The organism is Citrobacter telavivensis (genome assembly GCA_009363175.1).
GTDB classification, from domain to species: Bacteria; Pseudomonadota; Gammaproteobacteria; order Enterobacterales; family Enterobacteriaceae; genus Citrobacter_A; species Citrobacter_A telavivensis.
In genome coordinates this window covers 4,681,526-4,705,698 of the sequence record CP045205.1, presented here as the reverse complement: position 1 = coordinate 4,705,698, position 24,173 = coordinate 4,681,526, and the positions used below count along the sequence as shown (strand labels likewise).

Annotated in this window: 23 protein-coding genes; 20 read left to right on the top strand and 3 right to left on the bottom strand. The window is 53.7% G+C overall.

The genetic code is table 11. From position 1 onward, the window contains the following. The first annotated feature begins 19 nt into the window (after positions 1-19). The 17 genes from GBC03_24965 to tilS all read left to right on the top strand — a co-directional run bounded on the left by GBC03_24965 (position 20) and on the right by tilS (position 20,834). A complete protein-coding gene (locus tag GBC03_24965; GenBank protein ID QFS73224.1) occupies positions 20-577 on the top strand; it encodes a ribosome recycling factor in 558 nt (185 codons plus the stop codon). A 158-nt stretch (positions 578-735) separates the two neighbouring features. Then, the gene (ispC, locus tag GBC03_24960; GenBank protein ID QFS73223.1) at positions 736-1,938 is read left to right on the top strand and encodes a 1-deoxy-D-xylulose-5-phosphate reductoisomerase; all 1,203 of its coding nucleotides are present in this window, start codon (positions 736-738) and stop codon (positions 1,936-1,938) included. A 182-nt stretch (positions 1,939-2,120) separates the two neighbouring features. Further along, on the top strand, positions 2,121-2,879 hold the full coding sequence (gene ispU / locus GBC03_24955; GenBank protein QFS73222.1) for a (2E,6E)-farnesyl-diphosphate-specific ditrans,polycis-undecaprenyl-diphosphate synthase: 759 nt from the start codon (positions 2,121-2,123) through the stop codon (positions 2,877-2,879). Between the two features lie 12 nt (positions 2,880-2,891). Continuing rightward, positions 2,892-3,749 (top strand): phosphatidate cytidylyltransferase, encoded by an 858-nt coding sequence (cdsA, locus tag GBC03_24950; GenBank protein QFS73221.1) that lies wholly within the window; start codon positions 2,892-2,894, stop codon positions 3,747-3,749. Between the two features lie 11 nt (positions 3,750-3,760). After that, positions 3,761-5,113: a sigma E protease regulator RseP gene (rseP, locus tag GBC03_24945; protein QFS73220.1), complete on the top strand. Its 1,353-nt coding sequence runs from the start codon at positions 3,761-3,763 to the stop codon at positions 5,111-5,113. Positions 5,114-5,144: 31 nt separating this feature from the next. Continuing rightward, positions 5,145-7,574, top strand: a complete 2,430-nt coding sequence (bamA, locus tag GBC03_24940; protein QFS73219.1) for an outer membrane protein assembly factor BamA — start codon at positions 5,145-5,147, stop codon at positions 7,572-7,574. Between the two features lie 122 nt (positions 7,575-7,696). Further along, a complete protein-coding gene (gene skp / locus GBC03_24935) occupies positions 7,697-8,182 on the top strand; it encodes a molecular chaperone Skp (protein ID QFS73218.1) in 486 nt (161 codons plus the stop codon). Positions 8,183-8,185: 3 nt separating this feature from the next. Continuing rightward, positions 8,186-9,211 (top strand): UDP-3-O-(3-hydroxymyristoyl)glucosamine N-acyltransferase, encoded by a 1,026-nt coding sequence (gene lpxD / locus GBC03_24930; protein ID QFS73217.1) that lies wholly within the window; start codon positions 8,186-8,188, stop codon positions 9,209-9,211. Positions 9,212-9,314: 103 nt separating this feature from the next. Then, positions 9,315-9,770 carry a 3-hydroxyacyl-ACP dehydratase FabZ gene (fabZ, locus tag GBC03_24925; protein QFS73216.1) on the top strand — a complete coding sequence of 152 codons (456 nt, stop codon included), beginning with the start codon at positions 9,315-9,317 and terminating at the stop codon, positions 9,768-9,770. 3 nt (positions 9,771-9,773) lie between these two features. Continuing rightward, entirely contained in the window at positions 9,774-10,562 is a 789-nt protein-coding gene (gene lpxA / locus GBC03_24920; protein QFS73215.1) for an acyl-ACP--UDP-N-acetylglucosamine O-acyltransferase, read from the top strand. After that, complete coding sequence (gene lpxB / locus GBC03_24915) at positions 10,562-11,710, top strand: lipid-A-disaccharide synthase (GenBank protein ID QFS73214.1); 1,149 nt, start codon at positions 10,562-10,564, stop codon at positions 11,708-11,710. The genes lpxA and lpxB overlap by 1 nt, the downstream gene beginning before the upstream one ends. Continuing rightward, positions 11,707-12,303: a ribonuclease HII gene (rnhB, locus tag GBC03_24910; GenBank protein ID QFS73213.1), complete on the top strand. Its 597-nt coding sequence runs from the start codon at positions 11,707-11,709 to the stop codon at positions 12,301-12,303. The genes lpxB and rnhB overlap by 4 nt, the downstream gene beginning before the upstream one ends. Before the next feature lie 24 nt (positions 12,304-12,327). After that, positions 12,328-15,810 (top strand): DNA polymerase III subunit alpha, encoded by a 3,483-nt coding sequence (gene dnaE, locus GBC03_24905; GenBank protein QFS73212.1) that lies wholly within the window; start codon positions 12,328-12,330, stop codon positions 15,808-15,810. Between the two features lie 12 nt (positions 15,811-15,822). Further along, positions 15,823-16,782, top strand: a complete 960-nt coding sequence (accA, locus tag GBC03_24900) for an acetyl-CoA carboxylase carboxyl transferase subunit alpha (GenBank protein QFS73211.1) — start codon at positions 15,823-15,825, stop codon at positions 16,780-16,782. A gap of 98 nt (positions 16,783-16,880) precedes the next feature. Beyond that, positions 16,881-19,019, top strand: coding sequence for a lysine decarboxylase LdcC (gene ldcC / locus GBC03_24895; protein QFS73210.1), 2,139 nt, complete (start codon positions 16,881-16,883; stop codon positions 19,017-19,019). Positions 19,020-19,084: 65 nt separating this feature from the next. Continuing rightward, entirely contained in the window at positions 19,085-19,474 is a 390-nt protein-coding gene (locus tag GBC03_24890; protein QFS73209.1) for a VOC family protein, read from the top strand. Positions 19,475-19,535: 61 nt separating this feature from the next. Further along, positions 19,536-20,834, top strand: coding sequence for a tRNA lysidine(34) synthetase TilS (tilS, locus tag GBC03_24885; protein ID QFS73208.1), 1,299 nt, complete (start codon positions 19,536-19,538; stop codon positions 20,832-20,834). Between the two features lie 91 nt (positions 20,835-20,925). On the opposite strand, the gene rof is transcribed toward tilS, so the two are convergent. Together rof and GBC03_24875 are read right to left on the bottom strand one after the other, a co-directional pair. Further along, positions 20,926-21,186 (bottom strand): Rho-binding antiterminator, encoded by a 261-nt coding sequence (gene rof / locus GBC03_24880; protein QFS73207.1) that lies wholly within the window; start codon positions 21,184-21,186, stop codon positions 20,926-20,928. Continuing rightward, a complete protein-coding gene (locus GBC03_24875; GenBank protein QFS73206.1) occupies positions 21,173-21,391 on the bottom strand; it encodes a hypothetical protein in 219 nt (72 codons plus the stop codon). The genes rof and GBC03_24875 overlap by 14 nt, the downstream gene beginning before the upstream one ends. 170 nt (positions 21,392-21,561) lie before the next feature. On the opposite strand from GBC03_24875, the gene GBC03_24870 reads away from it, so the two are divergent. Genes GBC03_24870 through nlpE form a run of 3 tightly spaced genes read left to right on the top strand, consistent with a single transcriptional unit; the run spans position 21,562 to position 23,254 of the window. Further along, a complete protein-coding gene (locus GBC03_24870; GenBank protein QFS73205.1) occupies positions 21,562-22,107 on the top strand; it encodes a hypothetical protein in 546 nt (181 codons plus the stop codon). Then, positions 22,104-22,523: an aminoacyl-tRNA hydrolase gene (locus tag GBC03_24865; GenBank protein QFS73204.1), complete on the top strand. Its 420-nt coding sequence runs from the start codon at positions 22,104-22,106 to the stop codon at positions 22,521-22,523. Before GBC03_24870 ends, GBC03_24865 begins: the two co-directional genes overlap by 4 nt. 32 nt (positions 22,524-22,555) lie before the next feature. Next, positions 22,556-23,254: an envelope stress response activation lipoprotein NlpE gene (gene nlpE, locus GBC03_24860; GenBank protein QFS73203.1), complete on the top strand. Its 699-nt coding sequence runs from the start codon at positions 22,556-22,558 to the stop codon at positions 23,252-23,254. Between the two features lie 77 nt (positions 23,255-23,331). Here the strand turns inward: nlpE and GBC03_24855 are convergent, their stop codons facing one another. Next, positions 23,332-24,156 carry a YaeF family permuted papain-like enzyme gene (locus tag GBC03_24855; GenBank protein QFS73202.1) on the bottom strand — a complete coding sequence of 275 codons (825 nt, stop codon included), beginning with the start codon at positions 24,154-24,156 and terminating at the stop codon, positions 23,332-23,334. Between the last annotated feature and the right edge of the window lie 17 nt (positions 24,157-24,173).

Genomic DNA, 24,173 nt, shown 5'->3' with positions numbered 1-24,173 from the left:
GTTTTCAAGGATTCGTAACGTGATTAGCGATATCAGAAAAGATGCTGAAGTACGCATGGAAAAATGCGTAGAAGCGTTCAAAAACCAAATCAGCAAAATACGCACGGGTCGTGCTTCTCCCAGCCTGCTGGATGGCATTGTCGTGGAATATTACGGCACGCCTACGCCGCTGCGTCAGCTGGCAAGCGTAACGGTAGAAGATTCCCGTACCCTGAAAATCAACGTGTTTGACCGCTCCCTGAGCCCGGCCGTTGAGAAAGCGATTATGGCTTCTGACCTCGGTCTGAACCCGAGCTCTGCGGGCAGCGATATTCGCGTTCCACTGCCTCCGCTGACGGAAGAACGTCGTAAAGATCTGACGAAAATCGTTCGTGGTGAAGCTGAACAGGCGCGTGTTGCCGTACGTAACGTCCGCCGTGACGCAAACGACAAAGTGAAAGCGCTGCTGAAAGACAAAGAGATCAGCGAAGATGACGATCGCCGCTCTCAGGACGACGTACAGAAAATGACTGACGCCGCTATCAAGAAAGTGGATGCGGCGCTGGCAGATAAAGAAGCAGAACTGATGCAGTTCTGATTCTCCTGTACGCTCAAAACGCCGCTCAGAAGATCGTTTAGGATCGGCTGGCGGCGTTTTGCTTTTTAATCTGTCCATACCCTGGATAATTTGCGTCGCAGGAAAGCTAACACACCTGCAACGTGAAGGATGACAGGTATCATTTTGCTGGATGTTTGATGAAGCAATTAACCATTCTGGGCTCGACCGGCTCTATCGGCTGCAGCACGCTGGACGTGGTGCGCCATAATCCTGAGCACTTCCGTGTTATCGCGCTGGTGGCAGGTAAAAATGTCAGTCGTATGGTGGAGCAGTGCCTGGAATTTTCCCCGCGCTATGCCGTGATGGATGATGACGCCAGCGCGCGCCTCCTCAATGCCACGCTGAAACAGCACGGTAGCCAGACGGAAGTCCTGAGCGGACAACAGGCGGCCTGTGATATGGCGGCGCTTGATGAGGTTGATCAGGTGATGGCTGCCATCGTGGGCGCTGCGGGCCTTCTGCCAACACTTGCCGCTATTCGTGCGGGAAAGACCATTCTGCTGGCAAACAAAGAATCTCTGGTGACCTGTGGACGCCTGTTCATGGATGCCGTGAAGCGCAGTAAAGCCCAACTTTTGCCGGTAGACAGCGAACATAACGCTATTTTTCAGAGTATGCCCCAACCCATTCAACACAATCTGGGATACGCTGACCTGGAGCAGAATGGCGTGATGTCCGTTTTGCTTACCGGGTCTGGTGGCCCGTTCCGGGAAACGCCGCTGCATGAGCTGGTGTCGATGACGCCCGATCAGGCATGCCGTCATCCGAACTGGTCGATGGGACGTAAGATCTCCGTCGACTCAGCCACTATGATGAATAAAGGTCTGGAATACATTGAAGCGCGTTGGTTGTTTAACGCCAGTGCACGCCAGATGGAAGTGCTGATTCACCCGCAGTCGGTGATTCACTCGATGGTGCGTTATCAGGACGGCAGCGTTCTGGCGCAATTGGGTGAGCCGGACATGCGCACGCCTATCGCTCATACGATGGCCTGGCCGAATCGCGTAACCTCCGGCGTGAAGCCGCTCGACTTCTGCAAACTCAGTGCGTTGACGTTCAGCGCGCCGGATTACCAACGTTACCCATGCCTGAAGCTGGCGATGGAGGCGTTTGAGCAGGGGCAAGCTGCCACAACCGCGCTGAATGCAGCCAATGAAGTTGTCGTTGCTGCATTTCTTGCTGAAGAAATACGCTTTACCGATATCGCCGATCTCAATTTAGCTGTGCTGGAGCAGATGGATCTGGAGGAACCCCAGAGCGTTGATGACGTACTGAGGGTGGATGCGATTGCGCGAGAAGTCGCCAGAAAACAAGTGATGCGACTCGCAAGCTTAGGATAATCCTTCTACAGGAGATCGTGCTATTTGTTAGCGTTGTGCTTCAGTGATATAGTCTGCGCCACCTGATCGCAGGTATTTGGCTTTTTTGGGTCAGGTAAGCCGTGGTTTGACACGGCTTTTTTGTGTAAAGGCTTCAGTATTCCTGAGTACCGCTAAATCCTTTCAGGGACTATAAACGCGTTATGTTGTCTGCAACTCAACCAGTAAGCGAAAATTTGCCTGCACATGGCTGTCGTCATGTCGCGATCATTATGGATGGCAATGGTCGCTGGGCGAAAAAGCAAGGGAAGATTCGCGCATTTGGGCATAAGGCCGGAGCGAAATCCGTCCGCCGGGCCGTCTCTTTTGCTGCCAACAATGGTATTGATGCGTTAACGCTGTATGCCTTTAGTAGTGAAAACTGGAACCGACCGGCGCAGGAAGTGAGTGCGTTAATGGAGTTATTTGTGTGGGCGCTTGATAGTGAAGTTAAAAGCCTGCATCGCCATAACGTCCGCCTGCGCATTATTGGCGACACCAGTCGATTTAACGCGCGTTTGCAAGAACGTATTCGTAAGTCTGAAGCGATTACCGCCCAGAATACCGGGTTGACGCTGAATATTGCGGCGAATTACGGCGGACGTTGGGATATTGTCCAGGGAGTCAGACAGCTGGCAGAACAGGTGCAGGAAGGTTTACTGCGGCCTGAGCAGATTGATGAAGACATGCTCAATCAACAAATCTGTATGCATGAGCTGGCTCCGGTGGATTTAGTAATTAGGACTGGGGGAGAGCATCGAATAAGTAACTTTTTGCTTTGGCAAATCGCCTATGCCGAACTTTACTTTACAGATGTTCTCTGGCCCGATTTCGATGAACAAGACTTTGAAGGTGCGCTGCATGCCTTTGCTAATCGAGAGCGTCGTTTCGGCGGCACCGAGCCCGGTGATGATAAAGCCTGATGGGGGTCGCTTTTGCTGAAGTATCGCCTGATTTCTGCTTTCGTTTTAATACCCGTGGTCATCGCGGCGCTGTTTCTGTTGCCGCCGGTGGGGTTCGCCATTGTGACGTTGGTTGTTTGTATGCTGGCCGCGTGGGAATGGGGACAGTTAAGCGGTTTTGCCACGCGCACGCAACGCGTCTGGCTGGCGGTGCTGTGCGGGTTGTTGCTCGCACTGATGCTGTTTCTGCTGCCGGAATATCATCATAATATTCATCAGCCGTGGGTCGAGGCCTCGCTGTGGGCGTCGTTGGGCTGGTGGATTGTTGCGTTAGTGCTGGTGTTTTTTTATCCTGGCTCGGCGACTCTCTGGCGCAATTCGAAGACATTACGCATAATTTTTGGCGTGCTGACGATCGTTCCCTTCTTTTGGGGAATGCTGGCGCTGCGTGCCTGGCACTACGACGAGAATCATTACAGTGGCGCAATATGGCTACTCTATGTCATGATCCTGGTCTGGGGAGCGGACTCCGGGGCGTATATGTTTGGCAAACTGTTTGGCAAGCATAAACTGGCACCAAAAGTGTCGCCGGGGAAAACCTGGCAGGGCTTTTTTGGTGGCCTTGCCACGGCAGCTGTCATCTCCTGGGGTTACGGCATGTGGGCGAATCTGGATGTTGCGCCTGTCACCTTATTAATCTGTTCTATTGTCGCCGCGCTGGCCTCCGTGCTGGGCGATCTGACTGAGAGCATGTTTAAGCGTGAAGCGGGAATTAAAGACAGCGGTCATTTGATTCCAGGACACGGTGGTATTCTGGACCGTATTGATAGCCTGACGGCGGCAGTGCCGGTCTTTGCTTGCCTGTTGTTACTGGTATTCAAAACGCTTTAACGGAAGGTTTTATGCTGAGTATTCTCTGGAATCTGGCTGCATTCATTGTCGCACTGGGTGTGCTGATCACCGTGCATGAATTTGGTCATTTCTGGGTTGCCCGGCGCTGCGGTGTCCGTGTTGAGCGCTTTTCCATTGGATTTGGTAAAGCGCTCTGGCGCCGTACCGATCGGTCTGGGACCGAATATGTCATCGCCCTGATCCCTCTGGGCGGCTATGTCAAAATGCTGGATGAGCGCGCGGAACCGGTGATCCCGGAGTTGCGTCACCACGCTTTCAACAATAAAACCGTTGGCCAGCGCGCAGCAATCATTGCAGCCGGTCCGGTTGCCAATTTCCTCTTTGCCATCTTCGCTTACTGGCTGGTGTTTATCATCGGCGTCCCCGGTGTTCGTCCGGTTGTTGGTGAAATAACGCCCAACTCGATTGCCGCCCAGGCGCAAATTATTCCAGGCACGGAACTTAAAGCCGTTGATGGCATCGAAACCCCTGATTGGGATGCAGTGCGTTTACAGTTGGTCGCAAAAATTGGCGATGAACAGACGACAATCAGCGTGGCGCCTTTCGGCAGCAACCAGCGACAGGAAAAAACGCTGGATTTGCGGCAGTGGGCATTTGAGCCTGATAAGGAAGATCCTGTATCTTCTTTAGGGATTCGACCGCGCGGACCGCAGATTGAACCGGTGCTGTCAGAAGTCCAGCCGCAGTCCGCCGCAAGTAAGGCGGGTTTGCAAGCAGGCGACAGGATCGTTAAAGTCGATGGTCAACCGCTAACGCAATGGATGACGTTCGTGACCCTGGTGCGCGATAATCCAGGTCAGCCGTTAGCGCTGGAGATTGAAAGACAGGGGAGCGCCTTGTCTTTAACATTAATTCCGGATTCGAAATCGGGTAATGGGAAGGCAGAAGGTTTTGCCGGCGTTGTGCCGAAAATCATTCCTCTGCCGGATGAGTACAAGACAGTACGCCAGTATGGGCCGTTCAGCGCCATTGCACAGGCCACGGATAAAACGTGGCAGTTGATGAAGCTGACGGTCAGTATGCTGGGAAAATTGATAACCGGTGATGTGAAACTGAACAACCTCAGTGGGCCGATTTCTATCGCTCAGGGGGCTGGGATGTCAGCGGAGTTCGGGGTGATTTATTATCTGATGTTCCTTGCGCTGATTAGCGTGAACTTAGGGATAATCAACCTGTTTCCGTTGCCCGTTCTTGACGGGGGGCATCTGCTGTTCCTGGCGATTGAAAAGCTTAAGGGCGGACCGGTATCCGAGCGGGTTCAAGACTTTAGTTATCGCATTGGCTCGATATTGCTGGTGCTGTTAATGGGGCTTGCACTTTTCAATGATTTCTCTCGGTTGTAAGAGAGATAGTTAGGAAGAACGCATAATAACGATGGCGATGAAAAAGTTGCTCATAGCGTCGCTGCTGTTTAGCAGCGCGACCGTATACGGTGCTGAAGGGTTCGTAGTGAAGGACATTCATTTCGAAGGCCTGCAGCGTGTCGCCGTTGGTGCGGCCCTCCTCAGTATGCCGGTGCGCACAGGCGACACGGTTAATGATGAAGATATCAGTAATACCATTCGCGCACTGTTTGCCACTGGCAACTTTGAGGATGTTCGTGTCCTTCGCGATGGCGATACGCTTCTGGTTCAGGTAAAAGAACGTCCGACTATTGCCAGCATCACCTTCTCCGGTAACAAATCGGTGAAAGATGACATGCTGAAGCAAAACCTCGAGGCTTCTGGCGTGCGTGTTGGCGAATCTCTGGATCGCACCACCATTGCCGATATCGAGAAAGGTCTGGAAGACTTCTACTATAGCGTCGGTAAATACAGTGCCAGTGTGAAAGCGGTTGTCACACCACTGCCGCGCAACCGTGTTGACCTTAAACTGGTGTTCCAGGAAGGGGTATCGGCGAAGATCCAGCAGATCAACATCGTCGGTAACCATGCCTTCAGCACGGATGAACTGATCTCTCACTTCCAGTTGCGTGATGAAGTCCCGTGGTGGAACGTCGTTGGCGATCGCAAATACCAGAAGCAGAAACTGGCGGGTGACCTTGAAACCCTGCGCAGCTACTATCTGGATCGCGGTTACGCACGTTTCAACATCGATTCAACGCAGGTCAGCCTGACCCCGGATAAGAAAGGGATCTACATTACCGTGAACATCACGGAAGGCGAGCAGTATAAGCTTTCTGGCGTTCAGGTAACGGGGAACCTGGCGGGGCACTCAGCGGAGATAGAAAGCCTGACGAAAATTGAGCCGGGCGAACTCTATAACGGCACCAAAGTGACCAAAATGGAAGATGATATTAAAAAGCTTCTGGGTCGCTATGGCTATGCTTATCCGCGCGTTCAGTCACAGCCTGAAATCAACGACGCTGACAAAACCGTTAAACTGCGCGTAAACGTCGATGCGGGTAACCGTTTCTACGTGCGTAAGATCCGTTTTGAAGGTAACGATACGTCCAAAGATGCCGTCCTGCGTCGCGAAATGCGTCAGATGGAAGGGGCATGGCTGGGCAGCGATATGGTTGATCAGGGTAAAGAGCGTCTGAACCGTCTGGGTTACTTTGAAACGGTCGACACCGACACGCAGCGTGTTCCGGGCAGCCCGGACCAGGTTGATGTGGTCTATAAGGTGAAAGAGCGTAACACCGGTAGCTTCAACTTCGGTGTCGGTTACGGTACGGAAAGCGGCGTAAGCTTCCAGGCGGGTGTTCAGCAGGATAACTGGCTGGGTACGGGTTACGCGGTGGGGATTAACGGTACCAAGAACGATTACCAGACCTACAGTGAACTCTCCGTTACCAACCCGTACTTCACCGTTGATGGTGTGAGCCTGGGCGGTCGTATCTTCTATAACGACTTCGATGCGAACGATGCGGATCTGTCTGACTATACCAACAAAAGTTATGGTACAGACGTCACGCTGGGCTTCCCGGTCAACGAATACAACACGTTGCGTGCTGGCTTAGGGTATGTGCATAACTCCCTGTCTAACATGCAGCCGCAGGTCGCGATGTGGCGTTATTTGAACTCCGTGGGTGAATACCCGGATAACTCGAATGACCGTAACTCTTACAGTGCCAACGACTTCACCTTCAACTATGGTTGGACGTATAACAAGCTTGACCGTGGCTTCTTCCCGACGGAAGGGACCCGCGTCAACCTGAACGGTAAGGTGACCATTCCTGGCTCTGATAACGAGTTCTACAAAGCGACGCTGGATACCGCGACCTACGTACCGATCGACGACGATCACAAGTGGGTGGTCCTCGGTCGTACCCGTTGGGGCTACGGGGATGGAATCGGCGGTAAAGAGATGCCGTTCTATGAGAACTTCTATGCCGGTGGCTCCAGCACCGTGCGTGGCTTCCAGTCCAACACCATTGGTCCGAAAGCGGTCTATTTCCCATCCAGCAGTCGTCATGATGGCGATAGCGACTACAATAACGAATGTGAGAGCACTCAGTCAGCGCCGTGTAAATCGGATGATGCAGTGGGCGGTAACGCCATGGCTGTCGCCAGCCTGGAATTCATTACCCCAACACCGTTCATCAGCGATAAATACGCGAACTCGGTGCGTACCTCGTTCTTCTGGGATATGGGTACTGTCTGGGATACTAACTGGGATTCAAGTGCATATGCCGGTTATCCAGACTACAGTGATCCGAGCAATATCCGTATGTCTGCTGGTATCGCATTACAATGGATGTCCCCATTGGGGCCGTTGGTCTTCTCCTACGCCCAGCCGTTTAAGGATTACGATGGAGACAAAAAAGAGCAGTTCCAGTTTAACATTGGTAAAACCTGGTAATTGTTCTTCGCAAAGGAATGTAATGGTAGTGTAGCGATGACTTTAGGCGATCTTGCATGGGATCGCCTGGCCACGCAAAGAACTGTACCTTCGGGTGCAAATGGGATGGTAAGGAGTTTATTGTGAAAAAGTGGTTATTAGCGGCAGGTCTCGGTTTAGCAATGGTTACGTCTGCACAGGCTGCTGACAAAATTGCAATCGTCAACATGGGTAGCCTGTTCCAGCAGGTTGCGCAGAAGACCGGTGTTTCCAACACGTTGGAAAATGAGTTTAAAGGCCGCGCGAGCGAACTGCAGCGTATGGAATCCGATCTGCAATCTAAAATGCAGCGTCTGCAGTCCATGAAAGCGGGGAGCGATCGTACTAAGCTGGAAAAAGACGTGATGGCTCAGCGCCAGACCTTCTCTCAGAAAGCGCAGGCTTTTGAGCAGGATCGTGCACGTCGTTCCAACGAAGAACGTGGCAAACTGGTTACCCGTATCCAGACTGCTGTGAAATCTGTTGCCAGCAGCCAGAGCATCGATCTGGTCGTTGACGCGAACACCGTTGCTTACAACAGCAGCGACGTAAAAGACATCACTGCTGACGTACTGAAACAGGTTAAATAAGTAATGCCTTCAATTCGACTGGCTGATTTAGCAGAGCAGTTGGATGCAGAATTACACGGTGATGGCGATCTCGTCATCACCGGCGTTGCGTCCATGCAATCTGCGCAAACGGGTCACATCACGTTCATGGTGAATCCGAAATACCGTGAGCACCTGGCCTTATGCCAGGCGTCTGCCGTTGTCATGACGCAGGACGATCTTCCTTTTGCTAAGAGTGCTGCGCTGGTAGTGAAGAATCCCTACCTGACGTACGCGCGAATGGCGCAAATTTTAGATACCACGCCGCAGCCGGCACAGAACATTGCACCGAGTGCAGTGGTTGATGCGACGGCAACGCTGGGTAGCAATGTTTCAATTGGCGCGAATGCGGTGATTGAATCTGGCGTGGAGCTTGGCGATAACGTGGTTATCGGCGCGGGCTGCTTCGTCGGAAAAAATACGAAAATTGGGGCCGGTTCGCGCCTGTGGGCGAATGTATCGGTTTACCACGACATTCAGATCGGTGAGAATTGCCTGATCCAGTCCAGTACGGTCATTGGTGCTGACGGTTTTGGCTATGCCAACGATCGTGGCAATTGGGTGAAGATCCCGCAGTTAGGTCGCGTCATTATTGGCGATCGTGTGGAGATCGGCGCTTGTACTACCATCGACCGCGGTGCACTGGATGATACGGTGATCGGCAATGGGGTTATCATTGATAACCAGTGTCAGATTGCACATAACGTTGTGATTGGCGACAATACGGCGGTTGCCGGGGGCGTCATCATGGCGGGCAGCCTGAAGATTGGCCGTTACTGCATGATCGGCGGTGCCAGCGTAATCAACGGGCATATGGAAATATGCGACAAGGTTACCGTGACGGGCATGGGGATGGTGATGCGTCCCATCACTGAACCTGGCGTCTATTCCTCAGGCATTCCGCTGCAACCTAACAAAGTATGGCGTAAGACAGCCGCACTGGTGATGAATATTGATGATATGAGCAAGCGCCTCAAAGCCATTGAGCGCAAGGTTAATCAACAAGACTAAACTCTCACCCGGTCACACATACTTTACGGCCTGTCGGCATTCATACGATTGCGGCAGGCCGTGTTATTATTGGCTTTTAGTATATTTGGACAGGAAGAGTATTTTGACTACTAACACTCATACTCTGCATATTGAAGAGATTTTAGAACTTCTGCCGCACCGTTTTCCGTTTTTACTGGTTGACCGCGTGCTGGACTTTGAAGAAGGTCGTTTTCTGCGCGCAGTGAAAAATGTCTCCGTTAACGAGCCGTTTTTCCAGGGCCATTTCCCGGGTAAACCTATTTTCCCAGGCGTGCTGATTCTGGAAGCAATGGCACAGGCTACGGGTATTCTTGCGTTTAAAAGCGTAGGGAAACTGGAGCCAGGAGAACTCTACTATTTCGCGGGTATCGATGAAGCACGCTTTAAGCGTCCCGTAGTGCCAGGCGATCAGATGATCATGGAAGTCACTTTCGAGAAAACGCGCCGTGGCCTGACCCGCTTTAAAGGGGTTGCGCTGGTTGACGGTAAAGTAGTTTGCGAAGCAACGATGATGTGCGCTCGTAGTCGGGAGGCCTGATACGTGATTGATAAATCCGCCTTTATTCATCCAACCGCCATTGTGGAAGAAGGCGCCTCACTCGGCGCTAACGTTCACATTGGTCCTTTTTGCCTCGTTGGACCCCATGTTGAAATTGGTGAAGGTACCGTACTGAAGTCTCACGTTGTCGTGAATGGTCATACTAAAATTGGCCGCGATAACGAGATATATCAGTTCGCCTCCATCGGTGAAGTGAACCAGGATCTGAAATATGCGGGTGAACCGACCCGTGTGGAAATTGGCGATCGTAACCGCATTCGTGAAAGCGTTACCATTCATCGTGGTACAGTACAGGGCGGTGGATTGACGAAGGTGGGCAGCGATAACTTACTGATGATTAATGCCCACGTGGCACACGATTGCACAATAGGGGATCGCTGTATTCTGGCAAATAACGCCACGCTTGCGGGTCACGTTTCGCTGGATGATTACGTCATCATCGGTGGCATGACCGCAGTGCATCAGTTCTGCATTATTGGTGCACACGTGATGGTCGGTGGCTGTTCTGGCGTTGCTCAGGACGTTCCGCCGTACGTTATTGCTCAGGGCAACCACGCGACGCCGTTTGGCGTCAACATCGAAGGGTTGAAGCGTCGCGGATTTACCCGCGAAGCGATCACCGCTATCCGCAATGCTTACAAAGCGTTGTACCGTAGCGGCAAAACCCTGGAAGAAGTGAAACCGGAAATCGCTGAACTGGCGAAGCAGTATCCGGAAGTTCAGGCGTTCAGCGATTTCTTTGCCCGCTCAACGCGCGGACTGATTCGTTAATGGCTGAACAGCGCCCCTTAACGATTGCCCTGGTCGCCGGAGAAACCTCCGGCGATATTCTTGGTGCTGGCTTAATCCGGGCGCTGAAAGCGCGCGTACCTGATGCGCGTTTTGTCGGCGTCGCCGGCCCGCGCATGCAGGCTGAAGGCTGTGAAGCCTGGTATGAAATGGAAGAACTGGCGGTGATGGGCATTGTGGAAGTGCTTGGACGCCTGCGTCGTCTGCTGTATATCCGCGCCGATCTGACCCGTCGATTCACCGAGTTGCAGCCCGATGTTTTCGTCGGTATCGATGCACCCGATTTCAATATCACTCTCGAAGGGAATTTGAAAAAACAGGGCATCAAAACGATTCATTACGTCAGTCCGTCCGTCTGGGCGTGGCGACAGAAACGCGTTTTCAAAATAGGCAGATCCACCAACATGGTTCTGGCTTTTCTGCCTTTCGAAAAAGCGTTTTACGACAAGTTTAATGTACCGTGCCGTTTTATCGGTCACACGATGGCGGATGCCATGCCGCTGGACCCGGATAAAAACGCGGCGCGGGATGTGCTGGGTATTTCCCATGATGCCCACTGCCTGGCGTTATTGCCTGGTAGCCGTGGTGCAGAAGTCGAAATGTTGAGTGCCGATTTTTTAAAAACAGCACAACTGTTGCGACAGACATACCCTGACCTTGAAGTCGTGGTGCCATTGGTCAATGCCAAACGCCGCGAACAGTTTGAACGCATCAAGGCTGAGGTTGCACCCGATCTTCATGTTCACCTGCTGGATGGGATGGGACGCGAAGCGATGGTCGCCAGTGATGCAGCATTGCTGGCATCGGGCACCGCCGCGCTTGAGTGCATGCTGGCGAAATGCCCGATGGTAGTGGGATATCGCATGAAGCCCTTTACGTTCTGGCTGGCGAAGCGACTGGTGAAGACTGATTATGTCTCGCTGCCAAACCTGCTGGCGGGAAGGGAACTGGTGAAAGAGCTATTGCAGGAAGAGTGTGAGCCACAAAAGCTGGCTGAGGCGCTCCTCCCCTTGTTGGCCAACGGTAAAACCAGCCATGCGATGCATGATACTTTTCGCGAACTGCATCAGCAGATCCGCTGTAACGCCGATGAGCAGGCGGCGGATGCGGTCCTGGAGTTAGTACAATGATCGAATTTGTTTATCCGCACACGCAGTTAGTGGCGGGTGTGGATGAAGTCGGACGCGGTCCATTGGTCGGCGCGGTCGTCACTGCTGCCGTGATCCTCGACCCGGCGCGCCCGATTGTGGGTCTTAACGATTCCAAAAAATTATCTGAAAAGCGCCGTCTGGCGCTGTATGACGAAATCAAAGAAAAAGCGTTGAGCTGGAGCCTCGGTCGTGCAGAACCACACGAAATCGATGAGCTGAATATTCTCCACGCCACCATGCTGGCTATGCAGCGAGCGGTGGCGGGGTTACATATTGCGCCGGAATATGTGCTGATCGATGGCAATCGCTGTCCGGCATTGCCTGTGCCATCCCTGGCGGTGGTGAAGGGCGACAGTCGGGTGGCGGAAATCAGCGCCGCGTCTATTCTTGCAAAAGTCACGCGTGACGCCGAAATGGCCGAGCTGGATATCGTTTTCCCGCAATATGGTTTTGCCCAACACAAAGGGTATCCAACCGCTTTCCATCTGGAAAAACTGGCTGAACATGGCGCAACGGAGCATCACCGACGTAGTTTTGCTCCCGTTAAACGCGCACTGGGACTCGCGTCCTGATTCTTGTGTTGAAGGAATCTGAAGATGTCTGAACCTCGTTTCGTCCACCTGCGGGTGCACAGCGACTATTCCATGATCGATGGGCTGGCGAAAACCGGGCCGCTGGTGAAAAAGGCGGCCGCGTTAGGCATGCCTGCACTGGCGATCACCGATTTTACGAACCTCTGTGGTCTGGTGAAGTTCTACGGAGCGGGTCATGGCGCAGGGATTAAACCCATTGTTGGCGCTGACTTCCATGTTCAGAGTGAGCAGATGGGCGATGAACTCACGCATCTGACGGTACTCGCCGCGAATAACACCGGTTATCAAAATCTCACCCTGCTGATCTCCAAAGCCTATCAGCGCGGTTATGGTGCGGCGGGGCCGATCATCGACCGCGACTGGCTGATCGAGCTGAAAGAAGGGTTGATCCTGCTCTCCGGCGGCCGAATGGGTGACGTCGGGCGTAGCCTGCTGCGCGGCAATAGCGCGCTGGTGGAAGAGTGTGTCGCTTTCTACGAAGAGCACTTCCCGGACTGTTACTTCCTTGAGCTGATCCGTACCGGTCGACCGGATGAAGAGACCTATCTGCATGCGGCCGTTAAGTTGGCGGAATCGCGGGGGTTGCCGGTGGTGGCCACCAACGACGTGCGCTTTATCAACAGTGAAGACTTTGACGCGCATGAAATCCGCGTCGCCATTCACGATGGCTTTACACTCGACGATCCCAAGCGTCCGCGCAACTATTCGGCGCAGCAGTATATGCGCTCGGAAGAGGAGATGTGCGAGCTCTTCTCCGACATTCCGGAAGCGCTGGAAAACACCGTCGAAATTGCCAAACGCTGCAACGTAACGGTGCGTCTGGGCGAATACTTCCTGCCGCAGTTCCCGACCGGCGATATGACCACGGAAGATTTCCTGGTACAGAAATCGAAAGAGGGTCTGGAAGAGCGTCTGGAATTCTTGTTCCCGGATGAAGCCGAGCGGAAAGAGAAACGTCCGCCGTACGATGAACGCCTGGACATTGAGCTACAGGTGATCAACCAGATGGGGTTCCCAGGCTACTTCCTCATCGTGATGGAGTTTATCCAGTGGTCGAAAGACAACGGCGTGCCGGTAGGCCCTGGCCGTGGTTCCGGTGCGGGATCGCTGGTGGCCTATGCGCTGAAAATCACCGACCTCGATCCGCTGGAATTTGACCTGCTGTTCGAACGTTTCCTTAACCCGGAACGTGTCTCCATGCCTGACTTCGACGTTGACTTCTGTATGGAGAAACGCGACCAGGTGATTGAACACGTTGCGGACATGTACGGTCGTGATGCGGTATCGCAGATAATTACCTTCGGTACGATGGCGGCGAAAGCGGTTATTCGCGACGTGGGCCGTGTACTGGGCCATCCGTATGGTTTTGTCGACAGGATTTCGAAGCTGGTACCGCCTGATCCTGGGATGACGCTGGCGAAAGCCTTCGAAGCTGAACCGCAACTGCCAGAAATTTACGAGGCAGATGAAGAAGTTAAAGCGCTGATCGACATGGCGCGTAAGCTGGAAGGCGTGACCCGTAACGCCGGTAAACATGCCGGTGGGGTGGTTATCGCACCGACGAAAATCACCGATTTTGCGCCGCTGTACTGTGATGAACAGGGGCTGCATCCGGTTACCCAGTTTGATAAAAACGATGTGGAATATGCCGGCCTCGTGAAGTTCGACTTCCTCGGCCTGCGTACGCTCACCATCATCAACTGGGCGCTGGAGATGATCAACGCCCGCCGCGAGAAGCACGGCGAGCCGCCGCTGGATATTGCCGCTATCCCGCTGGACGACAAGAAAAGTTTCGATATGCTGCAACGCTCGGAAACTACGGCGGTCTTCCAGCTTGAATCCCGCGGCATGAAAGACCTGATTAAGCGTCTGCAGCCTGACTGCTTCGAAGATATGATAGCCCTGGTGGCCTTGTTCCGTCCGGGGCCGTTGCAGTCCGGGATGGTGGATAACTTCATCGACCGTAAGCACGGGCGTGAAGAGATTTCCTATCCTGACGTGCAGTGGCAACACGAAAGCCTGAAACCGGTACTGGAGCCGACCTACGGCATCATCCTGTATCAGGAACAGGTCATGCAGATTGCTCAGGTGCTCTCTGGCTATACCCTTGGCGGCGCGGACATGCTGCGTCGTGCGATGGGTAAGAAAAAGCCGGAAGAGATGGCCAAGCAGCGCGGCACCTTCGAAGAAGGGGCGATAAAGAACGGCGTTGACGGCGAACTGGCAATGAAAATCTTCGACCTGGTGGAGAAATTCGCCGGGTACGGATTTAACAAATCGCACTCTGCTGCCTACGCGCTGGTCTCTTACCAGACGCTGTGGCTGAAAGCACACTATCCTGCCGAGTTTATGGCGGCGGTCATGACCGCTGATATGGACAACACCGAGAAGGTGGTTGGACTGGTGGACGAATGCTGGCGCATGGGGCTGAAGATCCTGCCGCCCGATATCAACTCCGGGCTGTATCACTTCCACGTCAACGACGACGGCGAGATTGTTTACGGTATCGGCGCGATCAAAGGCGTGGGGGAAGGTCCGATCGAGGCGATCATTGAGGCGCGTAACAACGGCGGCTACTTCCGCGAGTTGTTCGATCTTTGCGCGCGCACCGATACCAAAAAGCTCAACCGTCGGGTGCTGGAAAAACTGATCATGTCCGGGGCGTTTGACAGGCTGGGGCCGCATCGCGCCGCACTGATGAACTCGCTGGGCGATGCGCTGAAAGCCGCCGACCAGCACGCGAAAGCGGAAGCGATTGGCCAGGCGGATATGTTCGGTGTGCTGGCAGAAGAGCCGGAGCAAATTGAACAGTCCTACGCCAGCTGCCAGCCGTGGCCGGAACAGGTGGTGTTAGATGGGGAACGTGAAACGTTGGGGCTGTACCTGACGGGTCACCCTATCAATCAGTATTTGAAAGAAATTGAGCGCTATGTCGGAGGCTACCGGCTGAAAGACATGCATCCGACAGAACGTGGTAAAGTGACCACGGCTGCGGGGCTCGTCATTGCCGCAAGGGTTATGGTCACCAAGCGCGGCAATCGTATCGGCATCTGTACGCTGGATGACCGTTCCGGACGTCTGGAGGTGATGTTATTTACCGACGCCCTGGATAAATACCAGCAATTGCTGGAAAAAGACCGCATACTTATCGTCAGCGGACAGGTCAGCTTTGATGACTTCAGCGGGGGGCTTAAAATGACCGCCCGCGAAGTGATGGATATTGACGAAGCCCGGGAAAAATATGCTCGCGGGCTTGCTATCTCGCTGACGGACAGGCAAATTGATGACCAGCTTTTAAACCGACTCCGTCAGTCTCTGGAACCCCACCGCTCGGGGACAATTCCAGTACATCTCTACTATCAGAGGGCGGATGCACGTGCGCGGTTGCGTTTTGGCGCAACGTGGCGTGTCTCTCCGAGCGATCGTTTGCTAAACGATCTCCGTGGCCTCATTGGTTCGGAGCAGGTGGAACTGGAGTTTGACTAATACAGGAATACTATGAGTCTGAATTTCCTTGATTTTGAACAGCCGATTGCAGAGCTGGAAGCAAAAATCGATTCTCTGACTGCGGTGAGCCGTCAGGACGAGAAACTGGATATTAACATCGATGAAGAAGTGCATCGCCTGCGTGAAAAGAGCGTAGAGCTGACGCGCAAAATCTTCGCCGATCTTGGCGCATGGCAGGTTGCCCAACTGGCACGCCATCCGCAGCGTCCTTACACCCTGGATTATGTTCGCCTGGCGTTTGATGAATTTGACGAACTGGCGGGCGATCGCGCCTATGCCGACGATAAAGCTATCGTCGGCGGCATCGCGCGTCTGGACGGTCGTCCGGTGATGATCATTGGTCATCAGAAAGGCCGCGAGACCAAAGAAAAAATCCGTCGTAACTTTGGTATGCCGGCGCCGGAAGGCTATCGTAAAGCGCTGCGTCTGATGGAAATGGCCGAGCGTTTCCACATGCCGATCATTACCTTTATCGACACGCCGGGTGCCTATCCAGGCGTCGGTGCGGAAGAGCGCGGTCAGTCTGAAGCTATCGCACGAAACCTGCGTGAAATGTCACGTCTGAGCGTTCCGGTTATCTGCACCGTGATCGGTGAAGGGGGATCCGGTGGCGCGCTGGCAATCGGCGTGGGTGACAAAGTGAATATGCTGCAATACAGCACCTATTCCGTGATCTCCCCGGAAGGCTGTGCGTCCATTCTGTGGAAAAGCGCGGACAAAGCGCCGTTGGCCGCTGAAGCAATGGGTATCGTCGCTCCGCGTCTGAAAGAGCTGAAGCTGATTGATTCCATCATCCCTGAACCACTGGGCGGTGCGCACCGCAACCCGGAAGTGATGGCGGCTTCGCTGAAAGCGCAACTGCTGGCCGATCTTGCCGATCTCGATGTACTGAGCACCGAAGATTTGAAAAACCGTCGCTATCAGCGTCTGATGAGCTACGGTTACGCATAAACGTTGACCATTCCGAAAAGGGCCACAAATTGTGGCCCTTTTTTTTACCTGTGGTTTGAACCCGCTATGATTAGCGTAGGTTTTTCCAGGAGGAACGCATGAACATCATCGCCATCATGGGGCCGCACGGGGTTTTTTATAAAGATGAGCCCATCAAGGAGCTTGAGCGTGCGCTGCAATCACAGGGATTTCAGATAATCTGGCCACAGAACAGCGTCGACCTGCTGAAATTTATCGAACACAACCCGCGCATCTGCGGGGTAATTTTTGACTGGGATGAGTACAGTCTCGATCTGTGCAGCGAGATTAACCAGCTTAATGAGTATTTACCGCTGTATGCGTTTATCAACACGCATTCAACCATGGACGTCAGCGTTCACGATATGCGCATGGCGTTATGGTTTTTTGAGTATGCGCTGGGGCAGGCGGAAGATATTGCGACGCGCATTCGCCAGTACACCAACGAGTACCTCGACAATATCACGCCGCCCTTCACCAGGGCGCTGTTCACTTACGTGAAAGAGGGGAAGTACACCTTCTGTACGCCGGGGCACATGGCTGGAACGGCCTATCAAAAAAGCCCGGTTGGCTGCTTGTTCTATGACTTTTTCGGCGGCAATACCCTAAAAGCAGATGTGTCGATATCGGTCACTGAGCTGGGTTCGTTACTCGACCACACCGGACCGCATCTGGAGGCCGAAGAGTACATTGCCAGAACCTTCGGTGCAGAGCAGAGTTACATGGTGACCAACGGCACCTCTACCTCAAACAAAATTGTGGGGATGTACGCCGCGCCGACCGGCAGTACGCTGCTGATTGACCGCAACTGCCATAAGTCGCTGGCGCATTTGTTGATGATGAGCGACGTGGTCCCAATCTGGCTGAAACCGACGCGTAACGCGCTCGGCATTCTGGGCGGCATTCCTAAGCGCGAGTTTACGCACGAGAGTATTGCGAGCAAAGTTGCCGCCACGACCCAGGCACAGTGGCCGGTTCATGCCGTGATAACCAACTCAACCTATGACGGACTGCTGTATAACACCAACTGGATCAAACAGACGCTGGATGTTCCCTCTATCCACTTCGATTCTGCCTGGGTGCCGTATACCCACTTCCATCCCATTTATCAGGGGAAAAGCGGGATGAGCGGTGAGCGAGTGCCTGGCAAGGTGATTTTTGAGACGCAATCCACTCACAAAATGCTGGCGGCGTTGTCGCAGGCGTCGCTTATCCATATTAAAGGGGAATATGACGAAGAGACCTTCAACGAAGCCTTTATGATGCACACCTCTACCTCACCGAGCTATCCCATTGTTGCCTCCATCGAAACGGCGGCGGCGATGTTGCGTGGAAATTCGGGTCGGCGGTTAATCAACCGCTCGGTAGAGCGTGCGCTGCATTTTCGCAAAGAGGTACAGCGGTTGCGTGAAGAGTCTGATGGTTGGTTCTTTGATATCTGGCAGCCAGAAGAGGTTGATGAAGCGGCGTGCTGGCCGGTTGCGCCAGGTGAAGACTGGCACGGATTTACCGATGCCGACGACGACCATATGTTCCTCGACCCGGTAAAAGTGACTATCCTGACTCCCGGTATGGATGAGCAGGGGAAGATGAGTGACGAAGGGATCCCCGCCGCGCTGGTGGCAAAATTCCTCGATGAGCGCGGCGTGGTAGTGGAGAAAACCGGCCCGTACAACCTGCTGTTTCTCTTTAGCATCGGGATTGATAAAACCCGGGCGATGGGGTTGTTGCGTGGCCTGACCGAATTTAAACGCTCTTACGATCTCAATTTGCGTGTGAAGAATATGCTGCCGGATCTGTATGCGGAAGATCCTGATTTTTATCGTCACATGCGTATCCAGGATCTGGCGCAAGGGATCCATAAGCTCATTCGCCAGCACGATCTTTCCGGACTGATGTTGCGAGCGTTTGATACGCTGCCGGAAATGATCATGACGCCGCATCAGGCCTGGCAACGGCAGATCAAAGGCGAAGTCGAAACGGTGACTCTCGATCAGCTGGTGGGACGTGTGTCAGCGAATATGATCCTGCCGTATCCCCCTGGCGTTCCGCTGCTGATGCCGGGAGAAATGATCACCGAGCAGAGTCGCGCAGTGCTCGATTTCCTGTTGATGCTCTGTTCCGTCGGCCACCACTATCCGGGCTTTGAAACGGATATTCACGGGGCGAAGCAGGATGACGATGGCGTATACCACGTACGAGTCTTAAAAACAGCATGACAGCTTGCCTTCCGCGCCCTCTGGCGGGTAACGTGCTGATGATAAATAAAGGAGATGAAGACACTATGCTGGGATTAAAACAGGTTCACCATATTGCGATTATTGCGACAGACTATGCCGCGAGTAAGTCCTTCTATTGCGATATTCTGGGGTTTACGCTGATGAGCGAAGCCTATCGCGAAGAACGAGACTCGTGGAAGGGTGATCTGGCGCTAAACGGACAATATGTGATTGAGCTTTTTTCATTTCCTTTCCCGCCAGCACGTCCAGGTCGCCCGGAAGCCTGCGGATTGCGCCATCTGGCGTTCAGCGTGGATGACCTGGATAACGCGGTTGCGCATCTGAAGGAAAATCACGTCAGTTGCGAAGCCATCCGCATCGATCCCTTCACCAACAAGCGCTTCACCTTTTTTAAAGACCCGGATGGCCTGCCGCTCGAACTGTATGAGCAGTAAGACTTGTTATTGCGGCGATTGCCCGGTAACGTGCCGGGCAACGTCACTGTAAATAACCGCTATGACAACACTCACGCTGAACACTTCGCTTTTCACCTCCCGACAGATACTGGTCGCTTTTAGCGGCGGTCTGGACTCTACCGTGCTCCTGCACCAACTGGTGCAATGGCGGGCGCAGCAACCGACGCTCTCACTTCGCGCAATTCACATCCATCATGGGTTAAACGTTCACGCCGATGCGTGGGTGGCGCATTGTGAAGCCGTCTGTGCGCAATGGCAGGTACCGCTGGTGGTGGAGCGGGTAACGCTGGCGGACGCGGGACTGGGGATTGAAGCTCATGCCCGACAGGCGCGGTATCAGGCGTTTGCCGACGCGTTGTTGCCCGGTGAAGTGCTGGCGACCGCCCAGCATCTTGACGATCAGTGTGAAACTTTTTTACTGGCGCTCAAACGCGGCAGCGGCCCGGCGGGGCTGTCTGCGATGGCGGAGATTTCTGCGTTTGCCGGCACGCAACTCATCCGTCCGCTGCTGACGCAAACCCGTGCGGCGTTGGAGCAATGGGCAAGGCAATATCAGCTTCGCTGGATTGAAGATGAAAGCAATCAGGATGACGCCTACGATCGCAACTTCCTGCGTTTGCAGGTTCTGCCGCTTCTGCAACAGCGCTGGCCGCATTTCGCTGATGCCACAGCGCGCAGCGCCGCGCTGTGCGCCGAGCAGGAGAGTCTGCTGGATGAACTGCTTGCCGATGAACTGTCTGGTTGCACCACGGCAAACGGAACGCTGGTGCTTACGCCACTCATGGCAATGAGCCGTGTCCGGCGTGCAGCGCTGCTTCGCCGCTGGCTGGCTGCGCAAAATGCGCCAATGCCTTCACGCGATGGACTTGACCGTCTCTGGCAGGAGGTGGCGCTGGCGCGTGAAGATGCTTCACCGTGTCTGCGCTTTGGCGACTATGAAGTGCGACGTTATCAGGGGCAACTGTGGTGGATTAAATCTGCTGTCGGGCAGAGTGAGACCATACTGCCCTGGCCTTGCTGGCAGATGCCGCTCACGCTGCCTGCCGGTCTGGGCTATCTCCGGCTACAACCGGGTGGCGAATTGCGCATGCCCCGCGAGGATGAATGCGTCAGCATCCGTTTTAAAGCATCCGGAATGCTGCATATTGTTGGCCGCAACGGTGGGCGTAAGTTAAAGAAAATCTGGCAGGAGCTGAATGTGCCTTCCTGGCGACGAGATACCACGCCGTTGCTGTTTTACGGTGAAACGCTGATTGCGGCCGCTGGGGTATTTGTCACGCGTGAGGGGCTTACAGAGGGGGAATCAGGGGTGAAATTGGTGTGGGATAAGAGCATCTGAAATGCCTGATGACGCTGCGCTTATCAGGCCTACGTATCGCATGGCGCGTAGGCCGGATAAGGTGCTTGCACCGCCATCCGGCAACACATATTCAGGATTCGCTAACCACCACGGTACCGATTTCCGGATGGCTGAAGCTGACAATTTTATCGAGACGAAGCTCGCGCGTTTCACCCGCAACCTCGGTGATCAGATATTCCACGTTTTTCCGCGAAACCAGATCGTTGGCTTTCGCCTGCAAAACTTCACCATCTTTCAGTTCCAGCGTCAGTAATAAATGATGCTGGCAGGCGAGCTCGAGGTTGTCGTAGTCATCACAGTTGATGGGTTGGTATGTATCATTCATTGACATAATCGCTCACCAGTAAGTTCGCCGCAGCATAGGCCGCCTTTTCCCTGACCGACTCTGAAAGGGCACTGTCTGCCGCGATTTCATTAAGCACCTTCAATACGCAACCCAGCGCATCCGGGATATACCCTAAGTCTCCGCTGGCGATTTCCGCATACCGCTTGCGTATTAACTCACAATATTTTTCCACATGCCCTCCTGTCAGCATTCTGACTTAACCGTGGATGCAAGTCTAAGCCTACGAAGATAAACTCTGTTTAGCAAGGTGACTATACCACAGCCATTCGCGCAATATCAGCGCCTTGATAGATGATCCTCTGACAGCCTTTTGGCTTCATTTTCGCTACAATGATCGCCTGATTCGAAAGGAGTTTTTCCATGGCGCTTAAAGCGACAATTTATAAAGCCGTTGTTAACGTGGCGGACCTTGACCGTAACCAGTTTCTTGATGCGGCGTTGACGCTGGCGCGTCACCCCTCTGAAACCCAGGAGCGCATGATGCTGCGTCTGCTGGCGTGGATTAAGTATGCGGATGAGCGTCTCCAGTTTACGCGTGGCTTAAGCGCGGAGGATGAGCCGGAAGCATGGTTGCGTAACGATCATCTGGGTATCGACCTGTGGGTCGAGCTGGGATTGCCGGATGAAAGGCGTATTAAGAAGGCGTGCACGCAGGCCGCCGACGTGGCGCTGTTTGCCTATAACAGTCGGGCAGCGCAGATCTGGTGGCAGCAAAACCAGAGTAAATGCGCGCAGTTTTCGAATCTCACGGTCTGGTATCTGGATGATGAACAACTGGCCCAGCTCAGCGCCTTTGCGAACCGTACCATGACACTACAGGCGACGATTCAGGATGGTGCTATCTGGCTGTCTGATTCTCAGAATAATCTGGAAATTCATCTGACGTCGTGGCATCAGCCGGCATGATCGTCATTTCGCGAACTGTCTCAATCCCTGACGATGAGCTGGAGATCACCGCCATTCGAGCTCAGGGCGCAGGGGGACAGCACGTCAATAAGACCTCAACGGCGATACATTTGCGTTTTGACATTCGGGCCTCCAGCCTGCCAGAGTATTATAAGGAACGTCTGCTGGCCGCCAGCCATCATCTGATTACGGCCGATGGCGTGATGATTATTAAGGCGCAGGAATACCGCAACCAGGAACTCAACCGGGAAGCGGCGCTTGCCAGGCTGGTGGCGGTCATAAAAGAACTCACCGCAGAACAAAAAAGCCGACGCGCAACCCGACCAACGCGGGCATCGAAAGAACGAAGATTAAATTCGAAGGCGCAGAAATCCTCAGTAAAAGCCCTTCGCGGGAAAGTCCGTCGCGATGACTGACGGGCAGGAATAAAAATGGATAGGGAGTCAGGGTGAAAAAAACACTACTTTCAGCGATGGCGGCGTTTACGCTCTTCGCATTGATTGGTTGTAATAACCGTTCAGACGTTGACGTTATCCAGCCGACTCAGGTTGCAGAATTAAAACCGATGCAGCAAAGCTGGCGAGGCATTCTACCTTGTGCCGACTGCGAGGGAATTGAGACGTCCCTGTTTCTGGAGAAAGATGGCACATGGGTAATGAACGAACGCTATCAGGGCGTACGTGAAGAGCCGTCTTCTTTTGCCTCCTACGGCACCTGGGCGCGTACGGCCGATAAACTGGTGCTGACCGACAGTCAGGGCGAGAAATCCTACTATCGTGCGAAAGGAGAAGCGCTGGAGATGCTGGATCGGGAAGGTAACCCTATCGAGTCTCAGTTTAACTATACGCTTGCGCCTGTGAAATCGAGCTTGCCAGTGACGCCGATGGCGATGCGTGGCATGTATTTCTATATGGCGGATGCCGCAACCTTCACCGACTGCGCGACAGGAAAGCGGGTATCCGTTGCCAGTAACGCCGAGCTGGAACGCGGTTATCTTGCGGCGCGTGGCGCCAGTGAAAAACCGGTGCTGTTGTCTGTCGAAGGGCACTTCACGCTGGAGGCGAATCCGGATACTCATGAGCCTGTGAAAACGCTGATGGCCGATAAAGAGATTAAATTTATCCCGGGTAAGAGCTGCACCGACTGAGTGGCAGACTGAAAGATAGCGGTCCGGTCTCCGGACCGCTATCGTCTTACCTGCGGTGATGCTATGGCGCCTGCTGCTTAGCGCGTCAGTCCTACAAAACGTCCCGTCTTGATATAAATCCCTAACTTCAAATGACCGACATAGCGAAGCTGCGTTTCTGGCTTAAACGCGGCAAGGTCGCCTTCCCGCATGTGCATCAGGTCGGCAGGGCTTATCCAGCCCGACTGCGCCAGAGTTAGCGGATGTCCCGCTTTAGCAAACGCATCGGTTACGAATTCGGAACAAAACCACGCCGTTTTCTCTCCCGCTCGGGGATCGCTCAGCTGCGCTTTCGCCAGTCCGCTGACACACTGCTGCCGGAAATCTTCGGAGAAGGGGTTAAGCGAACACATCTGGCGGGTCATCATAAACGGAATGAATTCCACGATACCGCGATAGTTGTAGCCGCTGTTTTTGATTTTATAGGCGAAGGTTTTGATCTCCGCGGCCTGTTGCGGGGTCAGTTCAGGAACTCTCAGGGCAAAAAGCTTATCGCTATGCTTCATCGCCTGTTCGAGTGAAACGATTTGCACGCCAGCCCCGGTGGCTTCTGCCACTTCATTATTTCCCAGATAAACGGCAACGTGGCTTACGGAAGCGTTACTGAACGCGCGGATGCCTAATGAGGTGACCCCAAGGCTGGAGGAGAACAGGAGATCGCCTGGCTTAAGTTCGGTATCAGTAATTTCGACCAGTGCTTTATTCGTGAATGAGCTTTGGCGCTGGAATTTAACCGCCCATTTTTTGGATTGCGCATCAATGGCGGTGGCGGATTTATTCGGTGGGCTGACGTCAACGGTGCAGGCCGAAAGCAAAAGAAGGCAAGGGAGGAACAGGCGGTAATACGCCGTTGGTTTAGCCATTTTATACAATCCATGTA

What these genes read in the sequence shown, in the direction of transcription:
- ispC (QFS73223.1), top strand. Translation starts at nt 736, where the DNA reads ATGAAGCAATTAACCATTCTGGGCTCGACCGGCTCTATCGGCTGCAGC.
- ispU (QFS73222.1), top strand. Translation starts at nt 2,121, where the DNA reads ATGTTGTCTGCAACTCAACCAGTAAGCGAAAATTTGCCTGCACATGGC.
- rseP (QFS73220.1), top strand. Translation starts at nt 3,761, where the DNA reads ATGCTGAGTATTCTCTGGAATCTGGCTGCATTCATTGTCGCACTGGGT.
- bamA (QFS73219.1), top strand. Translation starts at nt 5,145, where the DNA reads ATGGCGATGAAAAAGTTGCTCATAGCGTCGCTGCTGTTTAGCAGCGCG.
- lpxD (QFS73217.1), top strand. Translation starts at nt 8,186, where the DNA reads ATGCCTTCAATTCGACTGGCTGATTTAGCAGAGCAGTTGGATGCAGAA.
- lpxB (QFS73214.1), top strand. Translation starts at nt 10,562, where the DNA reads ATGGCTGAACAGCGCCCCTTAACGATTGCCCTGGTCGCCGGAGAAACC.
- rnhB (QFS73213.1), top strand. Translation starts at nt 11,707, where the DNA reads ATGATCGAATTTGTTTATCCGCACACGCAGTTAGTGGCGGGTGTGGAT.
- dnaE (QFS73212.1), top strand. Translation starts at nt 12,328, where the DNA reads ATGTCTGAACCTCGTTTCGTCCACCTGCGGGTGCACAGCGACTATTCC.
- accA (QFS73211.1), top strand. Translation starts at nt 15,823, where the DNA reads ATGAGTCTGAATTTCCTTGATTTTGAACAGCCGATTGCAGAGCTGGAA.
- ldcC (QFS73210.1), top strand. Translation starts at nt 16,881, where the DNA reads ATGAACATCATCGCCATCATGGGGCCGCACGGGGTTTTTTATAAAGAT.
- GBC03_24890 (QFS73209.1), top strand. Translation starts at nt 19,085, where the DNA reads ATGCTGGGATTAAAACAGGTTCACCATATTGCGATTATTGCGACAGAC.
- tilS (QFS73208.1), top strand. Translation starts at nt 19,536, where the DNA reads ATGACAACACTCACGCTGAACACTTCGCTTTTCACCTCCCGACAGATA.
- rof (QFS73207.1), bottom strand. Translation starts at nt 21,186, where the DNA reads ATGTCAATGAATGATACATACCAACCCATCAACTGTGATGACTACGAC.
- GBC03_24875 (QFS73206.1), bottom strand. Translation starts at nt 21,391, where the DNA reads ATGCTGACAGGAGGGCATGTGGAAAAATATTGTGAGTTAATACGCAAG.
- GBC03_24870 (QFS73205.1), top strand. Translation starts at nt 21,562, where the DNA reads ATGGCGCTTAAAGCGACAATTTATAAAGCCGTTGTTAACGTGGCGGAC.
- GBC03_24865 (QFS73204.1), top strand. Translation starts at nt 22,104, where the DNA reads ATGATCGTCATTTCGCGAACTGTCTCAATCCCTGACGATGAGCTGGAG.
- GBC03_24855 (QFS73202.1), bottom strand. Translation starts at nt 24,156, where the DNA reads ATGGCTAAACCAACGGCGTATTACCGCCTGTTCCTCCCTTGCCTTCTT.